24 protein-coding genes are annotated in these 23927 nt (G+C 67.7%); 14 read left to right on the forward strand and 10 right to left on the reverse strand.

Annotated features, from left to right (window positions below):
- Positions 1-334: 334 nt before the first annotated feature.
- The 4 genes from AC1DXI_RS09605 to AC1DXI_RS09620 form a co-directional block, all read right to left on the reverse strand.
- Positions 335-835 carry a DinB family protein gene (locus AC1DXI_RS09605; protein ID WP_476938401.1) on the reverse strand — a complete coding sequence of 167 codons (501 nt, stop codon included), beginning with the start codon at positions 833-835 and terminating at the stop codon, positions 335-337.
- Positions 836-902: 67 nt separating this feature from the next.
- Positions 903-1565, reverse strand: a complete 663-nt coding sequence (locus AC1DXI_RS09610; RefSeq protein WP_476938402.1) for an MBL fold metallo-hydrolase — start codon at positions 1563-1565, stop codon at positions 903-905.
- Positions 1562-2647, reverse strand: a complete 1086-nt coding sequence (locus tag AC1DXI_RS09615) for an S-(hydroxymethyl)mycothiol dehydrogenase (protein ID WP_018773198.1) — start codon at positions 2645-2647, stop codon at positions 1562-1564. Before AC1DXI_RS09615 ends, AC1DXI_RS09610 begins: the two co-directional genes overlap by 4 nt.
- Before the next feature lie 145 nt (positions 2648-2792).
- Complete coding sequence (locus AC1DXI_RS09620; RefSeq protein WP_011692168.1) at positions 2793-3050, reverse strand: mycoredoxin; 258 nt, start codon at positions 3048-3050, stop codon at positions 2793-2795.
- Positions 3051-3212: 162 nt separating this feature from the next.
- On the opposite strand from AC1DXI_RS09620, the gene AC1DXI_RS09625 reads away from it, so the two are divergent.
- Positions 3213-3959, forward strand: a complete 747-nt coding sequence (locus AC1DXI_RS09625) for an SOS response-associated peptidase (protein WP_476938403.1) — start codon at positions 3213-3215, stop codon at positions 3957-3959.
- Between the two features lie 57 nt (positions 3960-4016).
- Here the strand turns inward: AC1DXI_RS09625 and AC1DXI_RS09630 are convergent, their stop codons facing one another.
- Entirely contained in the window at positions 4017-4439 is a 423-nt protein-coding gene (locus AC1DXI_RS09630; RefSeq protein WP_476938404.1) for a VOC family protein, read from the reverse strand.
- Between the two features lie 14 nt (positions 4440-4453).
- Here AC1DXI_RS09630 and AC1DXI_RS09635 point away from each other — a divergent pair, with 14 nt between their 5' ends.
- Complete coding sequence (locus tag AC1DXI_RS09635; protein WP_018773195.1) at positions 4454-4780, forward strand: chorismate mutase; 327 nt, start codon at positions 4454-4456, stop codon at positions 4778-4780.
- Between the two features lie 21 nt (positions 4781-4801).
- On the opposite strand, the gene AC1DXI_RS09640 is transcribed toward AC1DXI_RS09635, so the two are convergent.
- Positions 4802-5188 carry a hypothetical protein gene (locus AC1DXI_RS09640; protein ID WP_476938405.1) on the reverse strand — a complete coding sequence of 129 codons (387 nt, stop codon included), beginning with the start codon at positions 5186-5188 and terminating at the stop codon, positions 4802-4804.
- Positions 5189-5366: 178 nt separating this feature from the next.
- On the opposite strand from AC1DXI_RS09640, the gene AC1DXI_RS09645 reads away from it, so the two are divergent.
- From AC1DXI_RS09645 to pdxS, 6 genes are all read left to right on the forward strand, one after another.
- A complete protein-coding gene (locus tag AC1DXI_RS09645; protein ID WP_476938406.1) occupies positions 5367-5702 on the forward strand; it encodes a DUF6504 family protein in 336 nt (111 codons plus the stop codon).
- Positions 5699-9211 carry a DNA polymerase III subunit alpha gene (locus tag AC1DXI_RS09650; RefSeq protein WP_476938407.1) on the forward strand — a complete coding sequence of 1171 codons (3513 nt, stop codon included), beginning with the start codon at positions 5699-5701 and terminating at the stop codon, positions 9209-9211. The genes AC1DXI_RS09645 and AC1DXI_RS09650 overlap by 4 nt, the downstream gene beginning before the upstream one ends.
- 158 nt (positions 9212-9369) lie before the next feature.
- Entirely contained in the window at positions 9370-11379 is a 2010-nt protein-coding gene (gene thrS / locus AC1DXI_RS09655; protein ID WP_476938408.1) for a threonine--tRNA ligase, read from the forward strand.
- 19 nt (positions 11380-11398) lie between these two features.
- Entirely contained in the window at positions 11399-12052 is a 654-nt protein-coding gene (locus AC1DXI_RS09660) for an HIT family protein (RefSeq protein WP_476938409.1), read from the forward strand.
- Entirely contained in the window at positions 12045-12683 is a 639-nt protein-coding gene (gene pgsA / locus AC1DXI_RS09665; protein ID WP_018773189.1) for a phosphatidylinositol phosphate synthase, read from the forward strand. The genes AC1DXI_RS09660 and pgsA overlap by 8 nt, the downstream gene beginning before the upstream one ends.
- A gap of 209 nt (positions 12684-12892) precedes the next feature.
- Positions 12893-13819, forward strand: a complete 927-nt coding sequence (gene pdxS / locus AC1DXI_RS09670) for a pyridoxal 5'-phosphate synthase lyase subunit PdxS (RefSeq protein ID WP_026266390.1) — start codon at positions 12893-12895, stop codon at positions 13817-13819.
- Between the two features lie 233 nt (positions 13820-14052).
- Here pdxS and AC1DXI_RS09675 read toward each other — a convergent pair whose 3' ends face one another.
- The gene (locus AC1DXI_RS09675) at positions 14053-16065 is read right to left on the reverse strand and encodes a M3 family metallopeptidase (protein WP_476938410.1); all 2013 of its coding nucleotides are present in this window, start codon (positions 16063-16065) and stop codon (positions 14053-14055) included.
- 82 nt (positions 16066-16147) lie between these two features.
- Between AC1DXI_RS09675 and AC1DXI_RS09680 the strand changes: the two genes are divergently transcribed.
- Genes AC1DXI_RS09680 through AC1DXI_RS09690 form a run of 3 tightly spaced genes read left to right on the forward strand, consistent with a single transcriptional unit; the run spans position 16148 to position 18915 of the window.
- Entirely contained in the window at positions 16148-17452 is a 1305-nt protein-coding gene (locus AC1DXI_RS09680; protein WP_476938411.1) for a CapA family protein, read from the forward strand.
- 11 nt (positions 17453-17463) lie between these two features.
- Entirely contained in the window at positions 17464-18318 is an 855-nt protein-coding gene (locus AC1DXI_RS09685) for an alpha/beta fold hydrolase (protein WP_476938412.1), read from the forward strand.
- 12 nt (positions 18319-18330) lie between these two features.
- Positions 18331-18915, forward strand: coding sequence for an alpha/beta fold hydrolase (locus tag AC1DXI_RS09690; RefSeq protein ID WP_476938413.1), 585 nt, complete (start codon positions 18331-18333; stop codon positions 18913-18915).
- A 151-nt stretch (positions 18916-19066) separates the two neighbouring features.
- Here the strand turns inward: AC1DXI_RS09690 and AC1DXI_RS09695 are convergent, their stop codons facing one another.
- From AC1DXI_RS09695 to AC1DXI_RS09705, 3 genes are read right to left on the reverse strand one after another with little or no spacing between them, the layout of a single operon-like run.
- The gene (locus AC1DXI_RS09695) at positions 19067-19555 is read right to left on the reverse strand and encodes a GNAT family N-acetyltransferase (RefSeq protein ID WP_476938414.1); all 489 of its coding nucleotides are present in this window, start codon (positions 19553-19555) and stop codon (positions 19067-19069) included.
- A gap of 5 nt (positions 19556-19560) precedes the next feature.
- Positions 19561-20358 (reverse strand): type 1 glutamine amidotransferase, encoded by a 798-nt coding sequence (locus AC1DXI_RS09700; protein ID WP_476938415.1) that lies wholly within the window; start codon positions 20356-20358, stop codon positions 19561-19563.
- Positions 20355-21644, reverse strand: coding sequence for a MurT ligase domain-containing protein (locus AC1DXI_RS09705; RefSeq protein WP_476938416.1), 1290 nt, complete (start codon positions 21642-21644; stop codon positions 20355-20357). Before AC1DXI_RS09705 ends, AC1DXI_RS09700 begins: the two co-directional genes overlap by 4 nt.
- A 102-nt stretch (positions 21645-21746) precedes the next feature.
- On the opposite strand from AC1DXI_RS09705, the gene pdxT reads away from it, so the two are divergent.
- Genes pdxT through ruvC form a run of 3 tightly spaced genes read left to right on the forward strand, consistent with a single transcriptional unit; the run spans position 21747 to position 23843 of the window.
- Positions 21747-22448, forward strand: coding sequence for a pyridoxal 5'-phosphate synthase glutaminase subunit PdxT (gene pdxT / locus AC1DXI_RS09710; protein WP_476938417.1), 702 nt, complete (start codon positions 21747-21749; stop codon positions 22446-22448).
- A gap of 3 nt (positions 22449-22451) precedes the next feature.
- Complete coding sequence (locus AC1DXI_RS09715; RefSeq protein ID WP_018773179.1) at positions 22452-23207, forward strand: YebC/PmpR family DNA-binding transcriptional regulator; 756 nt, start codon at positions 22452-22454, stop codon at positions 23205-23207.
- A 48-nt stretch (positions 23208-23255) separates the two neighbouring features.
- Positions 23256-23843, forward strand: a complete 588-nt coding sequence (ruvC, locus tag AC1DXI_RS09720) for a crossover junction endodeoxyribonuclease RuvC (protein WP_476938418.1) — start codon at positions 23256-23258, stop codon at positions 23841-23843.
- Positions 23844-23927: the final 84 nt, after the last annotated feature.

Here is a 23927-nt window from a genome sequence, read left to right on the forward strand (position 1 = left end):
GCTGCTCACTTCGTTGCGGGAGTTCCTATCTCATGGCCACCAGAGTCGATGTCGCCGGCAGTGCCGTCGCCCCGTTCACGGCGTTCGTCTTTGGATCGCGCACGACATCCGGCCGGCCCGGTTCTTCGCGCGCCCCCACTGTGGTGTCTGAGCTGACCGGGGCGCGATTACGCCGCCGGCCCGCGGGACCAGAGCTGGAACCCGGCCTTCCCTAGACCAGCGCGGATGCGGCCCTGTGAAAACCAATCGGGGGTGGCCGCATCCGCGCTCACCCGCACCCATTGTGCATTGCCGCTCTTCTGGTGTAGATCCCCGACCCGGGCGGCCGGTGCCGTCAGGTGCGCGCTGCGAGGATCTGCTCGCGCAGGATGTCCGCGTGGCCGCAATGCTGGGCGAGTTCCCTGAGCATGTGCAGATAGACCCACCGCAGCGGCAGCGGGCCGCGCCGGTTGCCCCTGACAAGGTCGTCAAGATCGAGGGAAGCGGCCCGACGGCGTGAGTCCTCGCAGGCCCGGAGGTAGGCGGCCTGGAGGCCGGCGATGGTGTCCTCCTCCGCGAGGATAAACGATTCGTCGGGGGTGGCCGGAATGCCGATCTCCGCCCGGGACCGGCACGTGATGGCCTCATCAAACCAGACCTTCTCCACGAAGGCGGCGTGTTTGACCAGCCCCAGCAGGGTGGTCCGCGACGGCACCAGCGAGGCCCGGGCCTCCTCTTCGGTGAGCCCGTCCAGGCAGGCGTGCAGGTCCGCACGATGCTCATCGAGGAACGCATCGAACTGGGTCCGTAGGTCCGCGGTCAGTACTGCCGGATCCTTGCTGGGGAGAGAGCTCATGGCGTCACATCCTATGGCGGAAAGGCCCGGTCCGGAAGCGGTGGACCGGGCCTTTGCCTGGATGCGGTCAGTGTCCCCGCGCGATCCATTCCTCAAGGTGCGGTGCCTCGGCGCCGATCGTCGTCGGATCCCCGTGGCCGGTCCGGACCGTCGTGCCGGCCGGGAGCGGGAGGAGCCGGGTCCGGATGGACTCGATGATGGTCGGGAAGTCGCTGAAGGAACGGCCCGTCGCCCCGGGGCCGCCCTGGAACAGCGTGTCCCCGCTGAACACCGTTTTTTCGCCAAGCACGGTGCCTTCGCTCTCGAGAAGAAAGCACACCGAACCCGGCGAATGGCCGGGGGTGTGCAGTGCCACGAGCCTTGCCCCTGCGACGTCGATCGTGTCGCCGTCGGCAATGGCGTGGTCCGGCTCGGTGCCGGGGAACACCCGCTCCCACAGCATCCAGTCGTCCCGGTGCAGGTACACGGGCGCGTCCACGAGCGACCGGACCTCGCCCACCGCGCGGATGTGGTCATCGTGGCCGTGCGTGAGCAGGATTGCCGTGACCTTCCTGCCCGAGACGGCGGCGGCCACGGCAGCGGGATCGTGGGCCGGGTCGATGATGACGCATTCGGCGTCATCCCCGAGGATCCAGACGTTATTCTCGACATCCCAGGTCCCGCCATCGAGGGAAAACGTCCCGGAGGTCACCAGCCGGTCGATCCGGATGCTCACAGAGCCGGCGTTCACAGCTCCACCACCGAGCGCAGCACGGCGCCGGCATGCATCTTCGTGAAGGCTTCCTCGATCTGGTCGATCGTGATCCGCTCCGTCACAAAGGCGTCCAGATCCAGCTTGCCCTGCCGGTAGAGGCTGATGAGCGTGGGGAAGTCGCGCGAAGGCAGGCAGTCGCCGTACCAGGAGGACTTCAGCGAGCCGCCGCGGCCGAACACATCCAGCAGCGGCAGTTCAAGTGTCATCTCGGGGCTCGGCACACCCACCAGGACCACCGTGCCGGCGAGGTCCCGGGCGTAGAAGGCCTGCTTGTACGTTTCCGGGCGGCCGACGGCGTCGATCACCACATCGGCGCCGAAACCGCCGGTCAGTTCGCGGATCGCTTCGACAGGGTCGCCGGCGGAGGAGTCCACCGTGTGGGTGGCGCCGAGGTCCTTGGCGCGCTGGAGCTTCTTGGCGTCGATGTCGACGGCAATCACCGTGGTGGCGCCGGCGAGCGCCGCGCCGGCGACGGCCGCCACACCGACTCCGCCGCAGCCGATCACGGCGACCGAATCGCCGCGCTGGACGTTTCCGGTGTTGATCGCCGCGCCGATGCCGGCCATGACCCCGCAGCCGAGCAGGCCGACGGCGGCGGGATCGGCATCGGGGTCCACCTTGGTGCACTGGCCGGCCGCCACAAGGGTCTTCTCGGCGAAGGCACCGATCCCCAGCGCGGCCGTCAGCTCCGTGCCGTCCTCCAGCGTCATCTTCTGGGTGGCGTTGTGGGTGTTGAAGCAGTACTGCGGCTGGCCCCGGCGGCAGGCGCGGCACTCGCCGCAGACGGCCCGCCAGTTCAGCACCACACGATCCCCGGGGGCAACCTCGGTGACATCCGGTCCCACGGCACTGACAACGCCGGTGGCCTCGTGGCCGAGCAGGAAGGGGAAGTCATCGTTGATGGCACCCTGCTTATAGTGCAGATCGGTGTGGCAGACACCGCAGGTCAGGATGTCCACGAGGGCCTCGCCGGGGCCGGGGTCCGGCACCAGGATCGTCTCCAGGGTGACGTCGGCATTCTTGGAACGGACTACTGCGGCCTTGACTTTATGGACCATGAAACAAGCTCCTCTGCTCTGGAACGCGGATTACTGGCACAACTTACTGGGTACTGGCGCAACTTACTGGCGCAACGGGCGACGGCGCGGCCCTTGGGAGGCCGCGCCGTCGTGGTTTGGTGGTGTCCTTGGATGCAGGAAGGGCCTAGGCGGCGAGCCGGCTCTTGACCTCTGCTGCGGAGGGGTTGGTGGCGGCGGTGCCGTCCGGGAACAGCACGGTGGGAACCGTGCGGTTGCCTCCGTTGAGCTGCTCGACGAGATCGGCGGTGCCTTCGACTTCCTCGATGTTGATCTCGGTGTACCCGATGCCCTGCGCGTCCAGCTGCTTCTTCAACCGGTTGCAGTAGCCGCACCACGTGGTCGAAAACATGGTGATGGTGCCGGATTCGGGGGTGAAGTCCACGAAGTTCTCCTCAAGTAAGTGGGTGGGGCCGGCGCAAAGGGCCGGCCCCACTGAAGTCGTACGTCACTTCCAACAACCGTACCCCGCAGCCCGCTATTCCCGCAGGCGCGTGACGGAGACGGGGCGGATGACATGGGATGCGTGCGGTGGCATGCTGGTGCCATGTGTGGACGCTACGTGATGGCCCGGGCCGTCGGAGACCTGCTGGCCGAATTCGATGCCGGGCTGGAGGATGAGATCGCGATTCCACCGTCGTGGAACGTGGCCCCGACGGCGGATGTGCCGATCCTGCTCGAACGGCTGGTGGAGGGGGAGCCGGTCCGTCAACTGCACATTGCGCGCTGGGGCCTGGTGCCGTCCTGGGCCAAGGACCCGGGCATCGGGTCCAAGATGATCAATGCCCGCAGCGAGACCGTGCTGGAGAAGCCGGCCTTCCGGAAAGCGACCCGCGCACGTCGCTGCGCCGTCCCGGCGGACGGCTACTACGAGTGGAAGGGTGAGGGCCGCACTAAGCAGCCCTACTACGTCCATCCCAAGGACGGACGCCCCATTGTTTTCGCGGGGCTTTATGAATGGTGGCGGGACCCGTCCAAGGCGGAGGGCGACCCGGAGCGCTGGATGCTCTCGACCTCGATCATGACCACCGACTCGCCGCCGGAGGGCTACGCCGGGGGGATGCTGGCCGAGCTGACCGCGCTGCATGACAGGGTTCCGCTGCCCATGAACCGCGAGACCATGCAGACCTGGCTGGACCCGCAGGCCGATGACGCGGCCGGGCTCGTGGACCTGGTCCGGGCCGGGGCGCATGACGTGGCGGAAGGCTGGACGATCGACGCCGTCGGCACCGCCGTCGGGAACGTCAAGAATGACTCACCGGAACTCATCCAGCCGGTCGGGAACCTGTTCTAGCGGGTGCCCCGGCACATCCAGCGACTGCCCCCGCGTGGGGGCGTTGGGCACCTGAGGTCAGATCGTCACTTTGCCGCCGCCGTCGACCGACCAGCCGGGGTTGAAGGCGACTTCCCAACGGTAGCCGTCGGGATCGGCGAAGTAGCCGGTGTAGCCGCCCCAGGGCTGGGTCTTCGGTGCCGCAACGATGCGGGCTCCCGCGGTCTCGGCTTCGGCCATCACCCGGTCGACTTCCGCTGTGCTGGCCAGGTTGTGGCTGAGCGTAATGCTCGCAATGCCGGCAGGGGGATCGGTGGCCGCTTCGGACTGCATCTGGCCCGCGTCCCAGAGCGAGAGGATGAGCCCGTGGTTGACCTGGATGAAGAGCACCTCCGCGGGGACTTCCCGGTGGGCCGGCCAGCCGAGGCCCTCGACGTAGAAGCGGCGTGAGGCGTCAACACTGCGGACACCTAGCGATATGAAGTCGACTCGTGGCTGCATCTTTCGATACTGTCATGCACATGCCCACAAATCACGCAGACGACAAGGCCGCCCAGGCCGACCGCGAACAGCTCGCCGCCGTGCGGGTGGCTGTTGACGAGGTGGACGAGCAGATTGTGTCCTTGATCGGGCGCCGCGAACGGCTGATCCGGATCGCGGGGACCCTCAAGGCGGACAGCGCCGAGGTCCGTGCGCCCGGCCGTGTGGAGCGGGTCATCGAGCATGTCCGCGCCACGGCGGAAAAGAAGGACATCGACGTCGAACTTGTCGAGAAGACTTACCGGGCGATGATCGATGCCTTCATCACGCTCGAGCTGGAAGTGTACAAGTCCACTTCCTAGCGGGAGCCTGTAAGAAGTTGCCTAGAGGGCCTCTTCGACAGGCACGTTGGCCTGGTAGTCCCGGCCGTCACAATCGCTGAAGGCCGTCATGAGATGGCCCTTCGGCAGGCCAAGCACAGTCGCAATGGGAAAGTTCCCGGTGATGGTGTTTCCCGAGTGTTCCACGCCTTTGAGGTCGAAATTTTCTTCGGTGCCGTCATGGCTGAAGCAGTAGAAGGACACAGCCTCGCCGTTCATGAACTCGATTCCCATTCTTCGCTGATGGGAATAGTCCGGGGTTGCAGCCAAGAGGCCCACCACGTAGGCGCCCTGGCCGGGAATGTTTCCGTCTATATCAAAAGTCGCCACCAAGATTGAATCCTTGGCAGCGATGCTTACGTGCTTCAGTAGTGCGTTATGGGAGCTCATGGCTCAATCCTGCTACCTGCATCTGCGTCCGTCCACCCCCGATCTGGGTTTTGTCGCCACTCCGACGTAGACTGTTTTTATTCGAATATATGTTCGAATATAAGTGACGGCGCTGGCAGAAGCGCTGGCAGAAGCGGGGACTGGGCCGGCTCCAGCCCGGACTGGGTCGGGAGGCAACGTGGGCATTTTCAGCGAGTCCGTGGATGTCGTCTGCACGCCCTCCGGCCAGCCCCTGCGCCTGGACTGGGCCGGCCGGCGCTATACGGTCTGCGCTGACCCCGTCCGCTGGTATGAACGCCGACAGTGGTGGGCGGAGGAACGCCGGGCGCCGCTCGGGAGCGGTCCTGGCCTGGTGGATCACGAGATCTGGCGGGTCCAGGTGCGTGCGGCCGGGGATCACGCCCCGGATTCGACCCTTACCCTTGACCTGACCCGGCACGTAGGCAGTGGCCGGTGGCGGCTCCTGAAGATCCACGACGCCCTGCAGCCCCTCCGGAAGCCCGAATCAGCATGACATTCACCCATCTGCACGTCTCCACCGCCTTCAGCGCCCACTATGGCGTCTCCTGGCCGGATGAACTGGCCGCCGCGGCCGCCGCAGACGGCGCCACCGCGCTGGCCTGCACGGACCGTGACGGGCTGTACGGGACCGTCAAGCACCTGAAGGCGTGCATGGCCGCCGGGCTGGATGCGGTCGTCGGGGTGGACCTTGCGGTCTTTGACGACGACGGCGACCACCGCACCCAGCTCGGGGGACGCGTCGTCGTGCTGGCGCATGGACACAACAACGGCGCCGGCTACCGGGCGCTGTGCCGGCTGATCTCCGACGCCCATGCCCGCACCACGGGCAAGGCCGGGGGAATAGTGCCGGTGGCCGTCACCCGGGCGGAACTGGCCTCCCGCACCCTGCACCCGGAAACCCTGCAGCCGGTCCTGACAGTGCTGATCGGACCGGACTCCGATGTCGGCCGGGCCATGGGCGGCCGGCGCTACCTGCGGCCCCGCACCCTGTTCAAACGCTGGCTGGACGCCATGCCCCCCGGAACCCTCGCGGCGGAGGTTGTGTCCCAGCTCAGCCCGCCCGGGGAACCGCTGAGCACCGCCCATGCGGTGCGCATGCTCAAACTCGCCGCTGAACACGGGGTGCCCGCCGTGCTGAGCAACGCCGTGCGGTATGTGGCTGAGGACGGTGCGGCCACCGCCGATGTGCTGGACTCGGCCCGGACGCTGAAATCCCTCCCCGAGCTCTCCGCCGCCCCGCTGCTGCAGCCCAACGGGCAGGGCTGGCTGAAATCGGCGGCCCAGATGCTGCAGCTGGGCAAGGAGATCATCCACGCCGCCGGCTACGGCACGGCGGACCTCAAGCGGCTCCTGGCCCAGACCGAGGCGCTCGCGGACCGCTGCCGCATGGATCCAGAAGCCGACATGGGCTGGAAACAGCCCGTGGTCCCGGAGGCCTCCGTGATCGGGATCGACGGCGACGCGCTCGCCGAACTGACCCTGCGTTGTGAGGCCGGCATCGGCCGCCGCTTCCCGGGAATTTCGGGGCAGCGGGAACAGCAGCTGCGGGCCCGGCTGGAGCACGAGCTCCGGATCATCGACTCACTCGGCTTCGCCTCCTACTTCCTGACCGTCGCAGAGGTCTCCCGGATGATCCTGGACCTGGGCGTCCGGGCGGCCGCGCGCGGTTCGGGCGCCTCCAGCCTGGTCAACTACCTGATCGACATCAGCCAAGTGAACCCGCTCCAGCACGACCTCATCTTTGAACGCTTCCTCTCCCGGGACCGAGCCACGCTGCCGGACATTGACATCGACGTCGAAAGCGCTGAACGGCACAACGTCTACCGGAAGATCTTTGAGCGCTTCGGAGCCGAACGCGTCACGCTGATGAGCATGCAGAACGGTTACCGCGCTCGCGGTGCCGTGCGCGACGCCGGCCTGGCCCTGGGCATGGACGACGGCGAGGTCGGGGAAATCGCCAAGCAGCTGTGGCGGTTCTCGGCCCGGCATTTCCGCGAAGCCCTCGTGGAGAAACCCGAGCTGAAGGAATTCGCGGACCGGGTGGAGCAGCGCGGCTTCACCGAAAACCAGCAGCTGGACCTGCTGGTGGACCTCACGGAGCGGCTGGACCGGCTGCCCCGCCACATTTCCATGCACCCGTGCGGGGTCATCCTCGGCGATGCCACCCTGCTGGACCGCACCCCCGTGCAGCCCAGCGGCCTGGGCCTGCCCATGAGCCAGTTCGACAAGCACGACATGGACCCCATGGGCATGCTCAAACTCGATGTCCTGGGCGTCCGGATGCAAAGCGCCATGGCCTTCGCCGTCCGGGAAGTCATCCGGCTCCACCCGTCCAAAGCCGAGGTGGTGGCCGCCGGAGCGCATCCGGCCGGCCCTGACGGGACCGGGCCGGATTACATCTCAGGGGACGGGCACATCGACCTCAACGCGGTCCCGCTCGATGATGAGCCAACCTTTGAACTGATCCGCAGCACCCACACCCTGGGCTGCTTCCAGATCGAGTCCCCTGGCCAGCGCGAACTGATCGGCAAGTTGGCCCCCCGGGAATTCAACGACCTCATCATTGACATCTCACTGTTCCGCCCGGGTCCGATGAAATCCGACATGGTCCGGCCCTTCCTGGAGCACCGGCACGGATTCGCCCCCGAGGTCTACCCGCATCCCGACCTCAAGCCGGTCCTGAAGGAGACCCACGGGGTCACGGTCTTCCACGAACAAATCCTCAAGACCTTCGACGTCATGACCGGGTGCGGGCTGGCGCGCGCCGACGAGTTCCGCCGTGCGCTGGGCAATGAGGTGCTTGAAGCCAGGGTGGAGGAGTTCTTCCGGAACGAGGCGCGGGCCCGGAACTACAGTCCCGAGGTGGTGGACAAGGTCTGGGGCACGCTGAAGGCCTTTGGCAGTTTCGGGTTCTGCAAGGCCCACGGGGCCGCCTTCGCCGTGCCCACCTACCAGTCCGCCTGGCTCAAGGCACACCACCCGGAGGCCTTCCTCGCCGGGCTCTGGGAACACGACCCCGGCATGTACCCCAAACGCCTGCTCGTGGCCGAGGCCCGCCGGCTGGGGATCCCCATCCTTCCCCTCGACATCAACCGGAGCCAGGCCGAGTACCGGGTGGAGCGGGTGGAATCCGGACCGGACCGGGGCAGGCTGGGCATCCGCCTGAGCCTGAACGGCATCTTCGGACTCTCCGGCGCCGAGCTGAAACGGATTGTGGCCGGCCAGCCCTACGACTCCCTGGCGGACCTGCGGGCCAGGTCGCGCCTCAGCCGGCCCAGCATCCAGCGACTGGCCCAGCTGGGGGCCTTCGATTCGCTGCACCGGGCGTCCGGGGGAGACGCCAACCGGGCGGATCTGGTCCAGCACCTGCAGAAACTCCAGGCCCGCCCCCTGCGGAAGGGCGTGGAGGTCATTGAGGGCCAGCTGGCGTTGCCGCTGGGGGACGTGGAGCTGACGAACCTGTTGCCGGCGCTGCCCGCACCCAGCATGGTGGACAACGTCCGCGCGGAGCTGGACCTCATGGCCGTGGACGTCAGCGAGCACCTCATGACCAGCCACCGCCCGCTGCTGGACCGGCTCGGCGTCACCACCGCGGACAAGCTGCTGGGCCTGCGCAACGGCACGGAGGTGCTGGTTGCCGGTGTCCGGGTGGCCACCCAGACCCCGCCCATGCGCGGCGGCCGGCGGGTGGTGTTCATCAGCGTCGACGACGGCACGGGCTGCGTGGATTCGGTCTTCTTCCACGAAGCACAGGAGCAGTCCGGATCCTTGCTGTTCGGCACCCGCCTGTTGCTGATCCGCGGCACCACCCGCCGGACCGGGCCGCGGGGGATCAGTATCAGCGCCTCCATGGCCTGGGACCTCAGCCGCCCGGAGACCCTGCCGTTCCCGGAGCCGGAATCCGGCGTCGCCGGCCAGCAGGAGCCTTATCTGTCCAGCCCCTTGTCCAGCCCCCTGGACGGTATCAGCAGGAACCTCGCCATCACCGGGCTGGGCGGCTGACCGGCCCGCGGCGGGGCCGCAATAGCGTTGCGCCTGCGGCGCCGCTGCGCCCGTGGCGCGTTGGTTGGCCTCTGGAGAAACCGATAGCATGGACGAGGCTGGCTGTGGTCCCCGTACGCCACAAGCTACGAAGCCTTAACTTTGAATAGGAGACACCCGTGTCAGATGCCCAGCAGATCACCCTTCTCGTCGACGGCGAAGAGACCAAGGTGACTACCGGGACCACCGGCGCGGAACTCTTCTTTGAGCGCCGCGACGTCGTTGTGGCCCGCGTTAACGGCGAGTTGAAGGACCTGGACCAGCCCCTTCCGGAGGACGCCAATGTTGAGGCCGTCACCATTGATTCCCCGGACGGGCTCAACGTCCTGCGCCACTCCACGGCCCACGTCATGGCCCAGGCCGTGCAGCAGCTGCGCCCCGACGCGAAGCTCGGCATCGGCCCCTACATCACGGACGGCTTCTACTTCGACTTCGACGTCGCTGAACCCTTCACCCCGGAAGACCTCCGCCAGCTCGAAAAGATGATGCAGAAGATCATCAACCAGAACCAGAAGTTCGTGCGCCGCGTCGTGTCCGAGGACGAGGCCCGCGAGGCGATGAAGGACGAGCCCTACAAGCTCGAACTGCTGGGCAAGAAGAATGACGCCGCCGGGGCCGGCGAGGGCGTCAGCGTCGAGGTCGGCGCCGGCGACATCACGATCTACGACAACGTGGACCGCAAGAGCGGGGACAGCGTCTGGTGCGATCTGTGCCGCGGCCCGCACCTGCCGAACACCAAGCTGATCTCCAACGCCTTCGCGCTGACCCGGTCCTCGGCGGCCTACTGGCTGGGCAACCAGAACAACCAGCAGCTGCAGCGCATCTACGGCACCGCCTGGCCCACCAAAGACGCGCTCAAGGCCTACCAGGAGCGCATTGCCGAAGCCGAGCGCCGTGACCACCGCAAGCTTGGCGCGGAGCTGGACCTGTTCTCCTTCCCGGACGAGCTCGGCTCGGGCCTGCCGGTCTTCCACCCCAAGGGTGGCATCATCCGCAAGGCCATGGAGGACTACTCCCGCCAGCGCCACGTCGATGCCGGCTACGATTTCGTCTACACACCGCACATCACCAAGGGCCACTTGTACGAGGTCTCCGGCCACCTGGACTGGTACAAGGAGGGCATGTTCCCGGCGATGCACATCGACGCGGAGCTGAACGAGGACGGCACGGTCCGCAAGCCCGGCCAGGACTACTACCTCAAGCCGATGAACTGCCCCATGCACAACCTGATCTTCCGCTCCCGCGGCCGGTCCTACCGCGAACTGCCCCTGCGGCTCTTCGAATTCGGCTCGGTCTACCGCTACGAGAAGTCCGGCGTGGTGCACGGCCTGACCCGCGTCCGGGGCATGACCCAGGACGACGCCCACATCTACTGCACCCGCGAGCAGATGAAGGACGAGCTCACCAGCACGCTGAACTTCGTCCTGGGCCTGCTCAAGGACTACGGCCTGGACGACTTCTACCTCGAGCTCTCCACCAAGAACGAAGACAAGTTCGTGGGCGACGACACCGCGTGGGACGAAGCCACCCGCACCCTTGCCGAGGTGGCCGAAGCCTCCGGGCTCGAGCTCATCCCGGATCCGGGCGGAGCCGCGTTCTACGGCCCCAAGATTTCGGTCCAGGCCAAGGACGCGCTCGGCCGCACCTGGCAGATGTCCACCATCCAGCTGGACTTCAACCTGCCCGAACGCTTCGAACTCGAGTTCCAGGCCGCCGACGGCACCCGGCAACGGCCCGTGATGATCCACCGCGCCCTGTTCGGCTCGGTGGAACGCTTCATGGGCGTGCTCACCGAACACTACGCCGGCGCCTTCCCTGCCTGGCTGGCACCCGTCCAGGTGGTGGGGATCCCGGTGGCGGAGGCCTTCAACGACTACATGTTCGACGTCGTGGACCAGCTCAAGGCGGCCGGCATCCGCGCCGAGGTGGACATCTCCTCGGACCGTTTCCCGAAGAAGATCCGCACGGCCAGCAAGGACAAGATCCCGTTCGTGCTGATCGCCGGCGGGGACGATGCCGAGGCGGGAGCGGTGTCCTTCCGCTTCCGCGACGGCAGCCAGGACAACGGTGTGCCCGTCGCCGAGGCCGTCCAGCGGATCGTCGACGCCGTCCGCAACCGGACCAGCTAGGCAGACGGAAGGGCAGCGCGTGCAGGAATCGACAGGGGCCGGGCCGGAGTATCCGGGCGACCACGCCGTGACGGACGACTTCGGCCTGGCCGGGGTCCCGGACGCTTTCCAGCGCCTGTGGACCCCGCACCGGATGGCGTACATCAAGGGTGGCCAGCACCAGTTCAAGGACCCCAACGACTGCCCGTTCTGCGCCGCACCCGAGCGGGGGGACGAGGACTCCCTGATCGTGTACCGGGGCCGCACCAGCTACGTGGTGCTGAACCTCTTCCCGTACAACCCCGGCCACCTGCTGGTTTGCCCCTACCGGCACATCCCCGACTACACGGATCTCACGGTCGAGGAAACGGCGGAATTCGCCGAACTGGCGCAGACGGCCATGCGGGTGCTGCGCAAAGTCGCCAACCCCTCCGGTTTCAACCTGGGCATGAACCAGGGAGTCACCGGCGGGGCGGGCATCGCCGGCCACCTGCACCAGCACGTGGTGCCGCGCTGGGGCGGGGACGGAAATTTCTTCCCCATCATTGCCCAGACCAAGGCTGTCACGCAGACCCTCGGCGAGGTCCGCCAACAGGTCGCCGACGCATGGCCGCAGGAAACGCCCGCGCCGCAGGAAACACCAAAGCAGCAAATACCAGCGCACCAGGAAACAGCCGGGGAGAAGGATGCTTAACAGGCACGCCCGGGGTTTCTTCACCGCCCTGTTTTCCCCGGTTGCCCGCTGGCTGCTGAGGATCGGGGTCTCTCCCGACGCCGTGACGGTGGTCGGCACGCTCGGCGTCGTGGTCGGCGCCCTCGTGTTCTACCCGCTCGGGCAGCTCTTTTGGGGGACCGTGTTCATCACGGCGTTCATTTTCTCCGACGTCATCGACGGCATCATGGCCCGGATGCAGCAGCGCGGCGGCCGGTGGGGCAACTTCCTGGACTCCACCCTTGACCGCGTGGCTGACGGCGCCCTGTTCGCCGGCGTCGCTGTCTGGTTCTTCACCGGCGGCGCCAACCCGGCGATCGCCGTCGCCGCCATTCTCTGCCTGGTGCTCGGCATGGTGGTCTCCTATGCGCGGGCCAAGGCCGAAGCCCTGGGTTTTCACGCCAACGTCGGCATCGCCGAGCGCGCCGAGCGCCTCGTGTCCGTGCTGGTGGTCACGGGACTCACCGGCCTGGGCCTGCCCTCCGTGGTGTTGCTGGTCACGCTGTGCCTGCTCGCGACGGCGAGCCTGGTGACCGTGATCCAGCGCATCGTGACAGTGCACCGCCAGTCGCTTGGGGAACCCGAAGGTACCGCCACGGAACGTCCCGCCTGACGGCGCCACGCGGTGCCCCGGCGGCCGCGCCGAATCCCTGTCCCCGCGCGAGATTCGACTGCTGTAACCCGAATTCTGCCGTGCCCCGGCCGGGGGATAGTATTAGCCTTACCGGCCAATGGATCCGGTAATCCGGTGTGTGCGAGACACGGCATGAACGTGCCGTCCGCGCCCCCGGCGAGGTCATCTATCTACCCATAGGGGTTTTTGTGTCTACACCTGATGTAAGCAGCGAAGCCGGCGCGTCCGCGAAGAACGTCACGGGCAGCAGCCGCGTCAAGCGCGGCATGGCTGAGATGCTCAAGGGCGGCGTCATCATGGACGTCGTCAACGCCGAGCAGGCCCGCATCGCCGAAGACGCCGGTGCCGTGGCCGTGATGGCGCTGGAACGCGTTCCGGCCGATATCCGCGCCCAGGGCGGCGTGTCCCGCATGTCCGATCCCGACATGATCGACAAGATCATCGCGGCCGTGTCCGTGCCGGTCATGGCCAAGGCCCGGATCGGTCACTTCGTCGAGGCGCAGGTTCTGCAGTCCCTCGGCGTGGACTACATCGACGAGTCCGAGGTCCTGACCCCGGCCGACTACACCAACCACATCGACAAGTGGAACTTCACCGTTCCGTTCGTCTGCGGTGCGACCAACCTGGGCGAGGCCCTGCGCCGCATCAACGAGGGCGCGGCGATGATCCGGTCCAAGGGTGAGGCCGGCACCGGGGATGTCTCCAACGCCACCACGCACATGCGCCAGATCCGCGCCGAGATCAAGAAGCTCGCCGGCATGGCCGAGGACGAGCTCTACGTCGCGGCCAAGGAACTGCAGGCCCCGTACGAACTGGTCAAGGAAGTAGCCGCGACCGGCAAGCTCCCGGTGGTGCTGTTCACCGCCGGCGGCATCGCCACCCCGGCCGACGCCGCGATGATGATGCAGCTCGGCGCCGACGGCGTGTTCGTCGGCTCCGGCATCTTCAAGTCCGGCAACCCGGCCCAGCGTGCCGCCGCCGTCGTGAAGGCCACTACTTTCTACGACGACCCGGACGAGATCGCCAAGGCCTCCCGCGGCCTGGGCGAGGCCATGGTCGGCATCAACGTCGACGAGATCCCGCAGCCGCACCGCCTCGCCGAGCGCGGCTGGTAACGTTCGGGCGCTTCTCAACGTTCGTGGCGCTGGGCGCCCCGAACGTTGAGCCTCTGCGCCCTCTCTTATTAAGCCAAGAGAGTTGGGCGCGATTCTCGCCAGAGCAATAACCACGACGCCGGGCGGTCACCTTCTTGGGTGGCCGCCCGGCGTCGTACGTTTTCCCCGTCGGTTGCTCCGTAACCGACGTTTTGAGCGTTCAAAAGGGCATCCACGGAGCAATCGATGCGGGGTCAGTCGATGCCGCGGCGCTTCAGCAGCGGCCCGAGATCCGAGTCCCGGCCGCGGAAGGCGCGGAAGGACTCCAGCGGGTCCCGGCTGTTGCCGCGGGAAAGCAGTTCGGCGCGGAAGTAGTCGCCGTTGGCGCGGCTGAGGCCCCCGTTTTCCTTGAACCATTCCACGGTGTCGGCGTCCAGGACCTCGCTCCAGATGTAGGAATAGTAGCCCGCGGCGTACCAGCCTCCCGCGAAGATGTGCTGGAAATAGCCGGTCCGGTAGCGCGGCGGGATCAGGCTATGCGCCACGCCGGCCGCAGCCAGGGCCTTGTCTTCAAACTCGACGGCGTCGTCCGGGATGTCGGAGCCGTCCAGGACATGCCACGCAAGGTCCAGCAGCGCAGCGCCGAGGTATTCGGTGGTGCCAAAGCCTTCGCCCCACAGCTGCGCGGCGTTGAGTTTGTCCACGGTCTCCTGCGGCAGTGGCTCGCCGGTGGCGTGGTGCCGGGCATAGTTGGCCAGGACCTCGGGCCACATGATCCACATTTCGTTGACCTGCGAAGGGTATTCAACAAAGTCCCGCGGCACGTTCGTACCGGAGAACCGCGGATACGTGACTGCGGAAAACAAGCCGTGCAGGGCATGGCCGAACTCGTGGAAGGTGGTGCGCAGCTCGTCCAGCGTCAACAGGGTGGGTTCGCCGGCCGGCGGCTTGGAGATGTTGAGGTTGTTGATCACCACAGGACGGGTGTTCAGCAGCCCGGACTGCTCCACGAGGGAATTCATCCACGCGCCGCCGCGCTTCGTCTCCCGCGTGTAGTAGTCGCCCAGGAACAGGCCCAGGTCCGTTCCGTCGGAATTCTTCACCTCCCAGACGCGCACGTCCGGGTGGTAGCCGGCGAGGTCGGCGCGTTCGTGGAAGGTGACGCCGTACAGGGCGTTCGCCGCGAAGAACACGCCATCATTCAGAACCCGGTCAAGCTCGAAGTAGGGGCGCAGGGCCTGCTCGTCCACGGCATACCGCTCCCGTTTGACCTTGGCCGAGTAGTACGCCCAGTCCCAGGCCTCGAGCGGGTGGCCGGCGGCCTCGGCCAGCGCCTCGGCCTCCGCGTCGGCATTGCGGACGGCGGCCGGGGCCAGCCGGCTCATCATCGCCTGAACGGCCTGGAAGTCCGGTGCCGTCTGCCGGTCCACGCTGAGTTCGGCGAAGTTCGCGAACCCCAGAAGGCTGGCCTTCTCGGCGCGGAGCCGGACCATGTCCTTGACCAGATCGAGCACATCGAAGCTGCCGCCGTCGCTGCCGCGGCCGATGGAGGCCTCATAGAGGCGACGGCGGATTTCCCGGTTCGCCAGCGCGGCCATGGCGGGCTGGTTGCTCGGCTGGATCAGGGTCAGCAGGAACTTACCCTCGTGCCCGGCGGTCCGGGCAGCCTCGGCGGCGCTGGCGACGTCGTCGGCGGGCAGGCCGGCGAGGTCGGCGGCGTCATCCAGCAGCAGGGCAGCGGACTTCATGCCCTCCTTGACGCGCTGGCCGAACTCGGTGCCAAGCCGGGAAAGCTCGGCGTTGACGTCCCTGAGGCGCTCTTGGCCGGCGCCGTCAAGCTGGATGCCGGAGGCCCGGAACTCCTTGAGGTATTCCTCCACGAGCCGGGCGGACTCCGCGTCCAGGACCGTTGCGTCCAGCGCCGCGAAGCGCTCGTAGAGCCCGCGGTCGAGGTAGACCGCGTCCTGGTGGGCGGCAAAGAGCGGGGACAGGCGGGTCTCGAGGTCCCGGATGGTGTCCGAGGCGTCTGCGGAAACCAGGGTGAAAAAGGAGGCGGCGGCCCGGTCCAGGAGCCGGCCGGAGCGCTCCATGGCGAGAGCCGTGTTTTCGAAGGTCGGGGCCGCCGGGGTGTCCACGATGGCCTGGATTTCGGCAAGGTGCTCGGCCAGGCCGGCCTCCACGGCCTCGGCGTAGTGCGCGTCTTCGATATCCGCAAATGGCGGCAGTCCATAGGGCAGGGTGCTGGGGCTCAGGAGGGGATTGGTCATGAAATGACTCTTTCATGCAGGCGGCCGCTTCTCAACGATCGCCTCCGTGTGTTGTGATGCCGCCCACCATAGGATGAGCGGCATGGGGAACACGACCGCAAGGCAGCGGGGCCGGATGTTGGCTGTCGCCACGGCCGTTGTTCTCGCGTCTCTGCTGGCATCCTGCGGACTCTTTGCCGGGCCGGATAACCCCCCGGGTCCCACGGCGGGAGCCGGCGGTACCGGGGGAGCGGCTGACGTTGCCCAGCCGCCGTCGGGCACACCGACGCCCACGCCGACGCAGCCGCCGTCGGGCACACCGACGCCCACGCCGACGCGCACCCCGACGCCCGGGAAGGGGCCAGGCTGTGCGGCCGCCCGGTGCACCTCCGTCCTCGTCAGCGGGGACATGCTGGTCCACCCCCAGCTCTGGCGGCAGGCCAGCGAGGACGCCCGCGCTGCCGGCGCGGCGGGGCTGGACTTCGGGCCGTTGCTGGCGGGCCAGCGGCGCTACATCGAGCAGAGCGACGTGGCGATCTGCCATCTGGAGACACCGGTGGCCGGTCCGGACGGTCCATTCTCCGGATATCCCTCCTTCAACGTTCCGCCGCAGATCATCACCGCCGTGCGGGGCGTGGGCTATCGGGCCTGCACGACGGCCAGCAATCACACCGTTGACCGCGGCACCGCGGGACTTATCCGCACCCTGGACGCGCTCGACGCCGCCGGACTCCGGCACACGGGCTCGTACCGGACCGAGGCGGAGTCGCAGGGCATCCTGGTCCTGCAGACTGCCGCGGCCAAAATCGCCGTCGTTGATGCCACATACGGCCTCAACGGGCTGCGCGCCGAGCAGCCCTGGCAGGTTGACCTGCTCGATCCCGTTGCCATGATTTCCAAGGCACGCAAGGCCAGGGCTTTGGGCGCGGACATCGTGCTGGGGGTCATGCACGCCGGCCAGGAGTACTCAAACGGGCCCAACGCCCAGCAGCGCGACGTCGCCCATACGCTCGTGGACAGCGGCCTGTTCAGCCTGGTCTACGGCCACCACAGCCACTCGGTGCTGCCGATCGAGAAGTACAAGGGAACCTGGATTGTGTACGGGCTCGGGAACGGCATCACCGAGCTCTCGCCGTCGTTCGTCGTCAACAACGAGGGACTGTTGGTCCGGGTGCAGTTCAGCCAGGACGCGGCCGGGTCCTGGGCCGCCTCAGACCTGGCTTGGGCGCCGTCGGTGATGGTCCGCGGACCCTACCGCTGGTGTTCGGTGGCGGCCGACGCGCCGCAGGGCCGTTGTGCCGGAACGGCGGCGGACGCGGCCACGCGCCGGCGCACCACGGCCGTGCTGGAGTCGATGGGCGCCGCGGCGGCGGGCGCCCATGAGCTTATTCTCACCCCGGGGCCCTAAGCTTGGGCGGCATGGAGATGATCAACGAACGGCGGCGCACCGTCGCGTCCAACGGGGCCGAGCTTGCCGTGTTTGAGTATGGCAGGGAGCCGGGACCGGACGTGCCGACGCTGCTGCTGGTACACGGCTATCCGGATGACCATCAGGTCTACCTGCCGGCCATCCGTGATCTGGCCCGAAGCCACCACGTGGTCGCCTACGACACCCGGAACGCGGGCGCGTCCGTCACCGGCCTCCCCGGGGACTTCACCCTGAAGACGCTCGTGGATGACATGTTCGCCGTGCTGGCCGCCGTCGGGACCAGGGACGTCCATCTTGTGGGCCATGACTGGGGATCGATCCAGGGCTGGGCCGCAGTCCAGGACCCCAGGGCCGCGGGCCTGATCGGCCGGTACACGTCCATCTCCGGCCCGGACCTGCGGCACTTCGCCCGCTGGGTGCGAAGCCGGTATGCACGTCCACGGGCGTGGCCCCAGCTGGCCGGGCAATTGGCCCGCAGCTGGTACATCGCTGCGTTCCTTGTGCCGACGCTGCCGGAGGCCGCCTGGCGCCTGTTCCTCACCAAACGCTACGCGCAGACGGCGAAGCGCGACGTCGGCGATGATCCCATCCGCGGCCTGGCCCTCTACCGCGCCAATTTTTTCTCGGCCGTGAACTGGCCGCCAGGCGGCCGCGTGACGCTGCCTGTCCAGGTGGTGGTGCCGTTGAAGGATTCCTTCCTGTCGCCGGACCTCGTGGAAGGATTGGAATCCTGGGTGGATGACCTCACGGTGATCCGGGTGGACAGCGGCCACTGGTGGCCGGCATCCCGGCCGGCGGAGTTCGCGGAGCTGCTGCGGCAGCCGCAGCCCACGACGACGCCGTAGACAGGCCTCGTCATGGCGCGGGCAGGCCGGCGGGATCGGGAATCCCGGAGCGGGACGTTCCCCAACGGGATGGACTACCTGACGTGGGGCCCGGGCCCGAAGACGCTCTTGTTCGTCCAGGGCGGACCGGGGAGCTTTGTGCCCCAGGGGGTGCTGCGCGGGGTGTTCCGTCGGGAGTTCGCCGCCTATCAGGAGGCCGGGTACGCCATCTGGATTGTCACCCGCCGGCGGAACATGCCGGAGTCGCACACCAGCGCCGACATGGCGGCTGACTATGCCCGGCTGATCGCCGAGGAGTTCGGCGGCCGGGTTGACCTGGTGGTGGCCGAGTCATTCGGCGGGATGATCGGGCAGTACCTGGCCGCCCGCCATCCGCGGTCCTTCGGGCACATCGCGATGGTGGTCACGGCGGCCGAACTGAGCGCGTGGGGCAAGGACGTGGACGAGCGGATGGCCGCCGCCGTCGCGGCCCGCGGGCCGAGCTGGCGTTCGATGCGCGGGCGGTGCTGCCGCTCATTCGCCCGCCCGTCCTGCTGCTCTGCGGCGGGCGGGACGCGTTCTTCCCGAAGACGGTTGCGGAGGAGACCGCGCGATTGATTCCAGACTGCACCCTGATCGTCTACGAGCGGTGGGGCCATCTCCGGGCGGGATCGAGCAGGCGGGTGCCGCGCGACGTCCTGGCCTTCGTCCGGAGCCGGTAATGGGGGCCGGTACCGGCAGACTGGGCCTGTGGAAAGCGGCCGGGCTGTTACCCGGCGTCGAGGTGCAGGCTCATGAAGACGCTGTTGGGGTCGGGTTCGTAGCCGGTGAAAGGCGGGCAGCCCACGAAGCCGTGCCGTTCGTACAGCCGCCGCGCGGGAGCGAAAAACTCCTGGCTGCCCGTCTCCAGGAACAAGCGTTCGTAGCCGCTGTCCCGGGCCTCCGCCAGAAGGTGGCGGAGCAGTGCCGAGGCCACACCGCGCCCGCGGGCTGCATTCGCGGTGCGCATCGACTTGATCTCGGCGTCGCCGGGAGCCAGGTGCTTCAGCGCCGCGCAGCCCAACAGCCGTGAGTCCGCCCGGGCGGTCCAGAAGCTGATGTCGGGGCCGGCCAGCGCGGCGGGATCAAGGGCGTGGACGCTTTCCGGCGGGGAGGTCGCGTACATGTCGGCGAGGTGCTCGCCCAGCAGCTGCAGGACGTCCTCCCGCCCCGGGGTGTCGCGCCCAATCCGGATCGTGCCGCCGCCGGTGCCTGCCATCCGGGTCAGCGGGGCCGGCGGGCGGCGTGTTCGCGCGCCAGCACCGCGTAGGAGTCGTCCGGGGTGCCCGGGGTGAAGCTGCCGTATTTGCGTTCGACGGCGGTCCGGATCAGGAAATCCGCGAGGGCAGGGTTCTTGGGCAGCAGCGAGCCGTGCAGGTAGCTCGCCACGATGTTGCGGTAGCGGGCGCCCTCCTGGCCGTCGGTGCTGTTGTTGCCGGTGCCTTTGGCGGTGGTCCCGAGCGGTTCGACGCCCGGTCCCAGTGTGGTCTGGCCGCTGTGGTTCTCATAGCCCAGGATGCTGCCGAACTCGGGGGAGGAGACCGTGACGTTCCCGATCAGGCGCTCATCGGTACCGTGGGTCTCCACGTCAAGGATGCCGATGCCCGGCAGGACGGACCCGAGCCGGGTCTTGAAGAACTTCCCGAACAGCTGGTACAGCCCGCAGATCACGAGCATCGGGGTGCCGTCGTCGGCCATCTGCTTCAGGGTGGACTCGCGCGAGAGGAGGTCGTCCTGGATGACGAGCTGTCCGCTGTCCTGTCCGCCGCCACCGACAATCAGGTCCACGTCTGCCGGGAACGGGTCACCAACGTTGTATTCGAGCAGTTCCGGCGTGTAGCCGTGCCAGCGCAGCCGCTGCGCGAGGACCAGGGCGTTGCCCCAGTCGCCGTAGATGTTCATGTCCCGCGGGTAGAGCTGCAGGACCCGGATGCTTCCCTTACTGGGGGCCGCGGAATCTTCGGGCGGAAGTTCGTGCCCAAAGGACAGCTCGTGCGGGGTTTCGGGGGACCGGGGGGTCATGAGACCACCTCCACTGTGGTGATTTTGGACAGCTCGCGGCGGATGGCCAGCATGGCCGTGTAGGTGCAGAAAATCCTCTTGGGCTTGCCCTCGCCGCCGCGGATGAACGCTGCCAGCGCCGGCGCAATGTCCGTGTCGACGGCGCCGATCGCGACGTCGTCGTACTGCAGCCGCAGCGCCATGTCATACGCGCGGGAGCCCGTGAGCTGGTCCACGCCGCCGTCGCGGAGCGTGTCGAATTCGACGTCCCACAGCCAGGACATGTCCCGGCCGTCTGCGTAGTTGTCGTTGATCGCGATCATCGTGGCGTACCCCGCGGCCGGGAAGGATTTGAGGCCGAGCCGGAAACCGCTGGGGTTCTTGACCAGGACCAGTTCCAGCGGGAGGCCATCGACCACGAGGCTTTCGCCGCGGCCGAACGCCGGCGCCACCTTGGACAGTGCCGTGAGCAGGCCTGCCTGGTCGGTCCCGGTGCCGCGGGCGCCCGCGACGCCGCGGGCCAGGGTCAGCGCGGCGGCGGCATTGAAGATGTTGTAGACGCCGCGCAGTTTCATTCCCGTGGTGACCGTCGCGCCGTCGTACTCGAAGTCGGCGTCGTCGGCGCCCACGCGGCGCAACACGACGTCGGCGGCGGGCCGGGCGGGGGCGGCCGGCACCGGGCTGCCCGGGGCGGCGCGCATGTCGTCGTCGTTGGGGAAGGTGCTCAGCAGGGAATCATCCAGCCCGAAGTAGAGCACCTCCGGCCCGTCCAGGGTGAGCGCGATCCGGGCGACGCGCGGGTCTTCCCGGTTCAGGACCACGGTCCCGGTGGTCTTGGATGCGATGTGCTGGAGCAACTCGGCGGTCTTGTCGATTTCGCCGAAACGGTCCAGCTGGTCGCGGAGGACGTTGAGCAGGAGGCTGTACCGCGGCGGGACCTTGTTGACGAAGTGCACGGCATGCGCCTCATCCAGTTCCAGGACAGCGACGTCGGCATCGAGCCGGCCCCGCCAGTCCACCTCGCCCAGGAGCGCCGCGGCCACGCCGCGGGTGAAGTTGCTGCCCGTGCGGTTGGTGAAGACCTTCAGCCCCTGGCTCTCGAGCAGTTCCACCACCATCTTGGTGGTGGTGGTCTTGCCGTTCGTGCCACTGACGACGGCGACCCCCAGCGGCAGCGTGGACAACGTCCGCCGCATGAAATCGGGGTCGATTTTTTCGACCACAAGCCCGGGGAGGGCCGAGCCTCCGCCCCTGAGCCGGGAGACCCGGCGGACGAACTTGCCGAGCGGAACGCTGAAGTAAAGCATGCTCTGTAATATATCCCAGCAGCGGCATGGAACCCGGACGCCCGGGGCCGTCGCATGCGCCTTCCATGCGTACAGTGCAGCGCAGCGCATTATGCTGTGGGGATGACCACCCCCTCTTTTTCCCCTGAATCCCGCGCGGGTTCGGGCCTCCGGATTGGCGTCCTGGCACTCCAGGGCGATTTCCGGGAGCATCTGCATGCCGTGGAAGCCGCCGGTGCCGCGGGCGTCGGGATCCGGCGTCCCGCCGAACTCGACGGCCTGGACGGGCTCATCATCCCCGGCGGCGAATCGACCACGATCGACAAACTCGCCAGGATCTTCGGGCTCCGGGATCCGCTGCGCGAACGCATCCAGGCCGGCCTGCCCGTCTACGGCTCGTGCGCCGGGATGATCCTGCTGGCGGACGAGATCGCGGACCCGGCGACGGACCTTGCCGGAAACCCGCAGCAGACGTTCGGCGGACTCGACATCACAGTGCGCCGCAACGCCTTCGGCCGGCAGCGCGAATCCTTCGAGACGGACCTGGACTTCAGGGGGCTCGGGTTCAGCGCCGCCGGCGGGGCAGTGGCCCCGGTCCACGCCGTCTTCATCCGCGGGCCCTGGGTGGAGCGCGTCGGCGACGGCGTCGAAGTCCTCGCCCAGGTGGAACCGTCCAAAGCCGGCCACCCCGAATCCCTGGACGGGACGGCTAGAATTGTTGCAGTGCGTTCCGGCAAGCTGCTGGCCACCTCCTTCCACCCGGAAGTGACGGGGGAAAAGCGCGTGCATGAACTGTTTATTCGAATGATCAGAGGAGAAGCGTAAAGCATGTCAGGCCACTCCAAATGGGCGACGACCAAGCATAAGAAGGCCATCCTTGATAGCCGCCGGGCCAAGTCGTTCGCCAAGCTGATCAAGAACATCGAAGTCGCCGCGCGCATGGGCGGCCCTGACCTCTCCGGCAACCCCAGCCTGGAACTGGCCGTCACCAAGGCCAAGAAGACGTCGGTGCCCGCTGACAATATCGACCGCGCCATCAAGCGCGGCGCCGGGCTCACCGGCGAGGTCGTCGACTACACCGAAATCATGTACGAGTGCCGCGGCCCGCAGGGTTCGGCGCTGCTGATCGAGTGCCTCACGGACAACAAGAACCGTGCCGCCTCCGAGGTCCGGCTCGCCATCTCCCGCAACGGCGGCACGATCGCCGATCCCGGCTCCGTCAGCTACCTCTTTTCCCGCAAGGGCGTCGTTTCGCTGCCGAAGAACGGCCTCAGCGAGGACGACGTTCTGATGGCAGTCCTCGACGCCGGGGCAGAGGAAGTCAAGGACAACGGCGACAGCTTCGAGATCCACTCCGAGCCGACCGACCTGCAGGCCATCCGCGATGCCCTCAAGGAAGCCGGCATCGAGTACGACACCGACGAGGCCGAGTTTGTGCCGTCCATGCAGGTGCCGCTGGACCTCGACGCCGCCAAGAAGTTCATGAAGCTTGTGGACGCCCTGGAAGAGCTCGACGACGTGCAGAACGTCTACAGCAACGCCGACCTCAGCGACGAAGTGCAGGCCGCACTGGAAGCTGAGTGACGCGCTCAACTCGCCGAGACGTTGAGGCCCGGTCTTGACGGCCCAATCGTGACGCTGCGCGTGTTGGGGGTTGACCCGGGCCTCACCCGTTGCGGGATCGGCGTCGTCGACGTCGAGCGGAACCGGCGGGCCACCATGGTGGCCTTCGGTGTCGTGGGAACTTCCCCCGAGGAGAGCCTTGACCAGCGGCTGCTGGTCATCGCCACATCCATCGATGAGTGGCTGGACAAGTACGAGCCGCACGTCCTCGCCGTGGAACGGGTCTTTTCCCAACTCAACGTCAGCACGGTCATGGGGGTGGCGCAGGCCTCCGGCGTGGTCATTGCCGCCGCCGCGCGCCGTGGCATCCCGGTGGCGCTGCACACCCCGTCGGAGGTCAAGGCCGCCGTGACGGGAAGCGGGACCTCGAACAAGGACGCCGTCACCAAGCTGGTGACCAAGATCCTCCGGCTGGACGCGCCCCCGCGCCCGGCCGACGCCGCCGACGCCCTCGCGTTGGCCATCACGCACGCCTGGCGGTCCGGCGGCGGCACTTCCACCAAGGATGCAGTGACGACGGGGCCGGGCAGCCAGTCCCTCACTCCGGCCCAGCGGGCGTGGGCGGACGCGGAGGCAAAAGCGCGCCGTGCGCGCTGAATGTCCGGCTGTGGCGCCGCGGAGCTTGGTAGGGTATTCGTAGATATGTTCGGATAGCCGGCGTGCCCGGCCGTACTTTCTTTA

The sequence above is a fragment of the Arthrobacter sp. P1_H7 genome (genome assembly GCF_056405215.1).

Coding starts and splice junctions, on each gene's coding strand:
- AC1DXI_RS09705 (WP_476938416.1), bottom strand. CDS start 21,644: ATGCTTTACTTCAGCGTTCCGCTCGGCAAGTTCGTCCGCCGGGTCTCC.
- AC1DXI_RS09630 (WP_476938404.1), bottom strand. CDS start 4,439: ATGCAGCCACGAGTCGACTTCATATCGCTAGGTGTCCGCAGTGTTGAC.
- AC1DXI_RS09715 (WP_018773179.1), top strand. CDS start 22,452: ATGTCAGGCCACTCCAAATGGGCGACGACCAAGCATAAGAAGGCCATC.
- AC1DXI_RS09685 (WP_476938412.1), top strand. CDS start 17,464: ATGGAGATGATCAACGAACGGCGGCGCACCGTCGCGTCCAACGGGGCC.
- AC1DXI_RS09615 (WP_018773198.1), bottom strand. CDS start 2,647: ATGGTCCATAAAGTCAAGGCCGCAGTAGTCCGTTCCAAGAATGCCGAC.
- AC1DXI_RS09700 (WP_476938415.1), bottom strand. CDS start 20,358: ATGACCCCCCGGTCCCCCGAAACCCCGCACGAGCTGTCCTTTGGGCAC.
- AC1DXI_RS09680 (WP_476938411.1), top strand. CDS start 16,148: ATGGGGAACACGACCGCAAGGCAGCGGGGCCGGATGTTGGCTGTCGCC.
- pdxT (WP_476938417.1), top strand. CDS start 21,747: ATGACCACCCCCTCTTTTTCCCCTGAATCCCGCGCGGGTTCGGGCCTC.
- AC1DXI_RS09605 (WP_476938401.1), bottom strand. CDS start 835: ATGAGCTCTCTCCCCAGCAAGGATCCGGCAGTACTGACCGCGGACCTA.
- AC1DXI_RS09635 (WP_018773195.1), top strand. CDS start 4,454: ATGCACATGCCCACAAATCACGCAGACGACAAGGCCGCCCAGGCCGAC.
- AC1DXI_RS09695 (WP_476938414.1), bottom strand. CDS start 19,555: ATGGCAGGCACCGGCGGCGGCACGATCCGGATTGGGCGCGACACCCCG.
- pgsA (WP_018773189.1), top strand. CDS start 12,045: ATGCTTAACAGGCACGCCCGGGGTTTCTTCACCGCCCTGTTTTCCCCG.
- AC1DXI_RS09625 (WP_476938403.1), top strand. CDS start 3,213: ATGTGTGGACGCTACGTGATGGCCCGGGCCGTCGGAGACCTGCTGGCC.
- AC1DXI_RS09650 (WP_476938407.1), top strand. CDS start 5,699: ATGACATTCACCCATCTGCACGTCTCCACCGCCTTCAGCGCCCACTAT.
- AC1DXI_RS09640 (WP_476938405.1), bottom strand. CDS start 5,188: ATGAGCTCCCATAACGCACTACTGAAGCACGTAAGCATCGCTGCCAAG.
- AC1DXI_RS09675 (WP_476938410.1), bottom strand. CDS start 16,065: ATGACCAATCCCCTCCTGAGCCCCAGCACCCTGCCCTATGGACTGCCG.
- AC1DXI_RS09690 (WP_476938413.1), top strand. CDS start 18,331: ATGGCGCGGGCAGGCCGGCGGGATCGGGAATCCCGGAGCGGGACGTTC.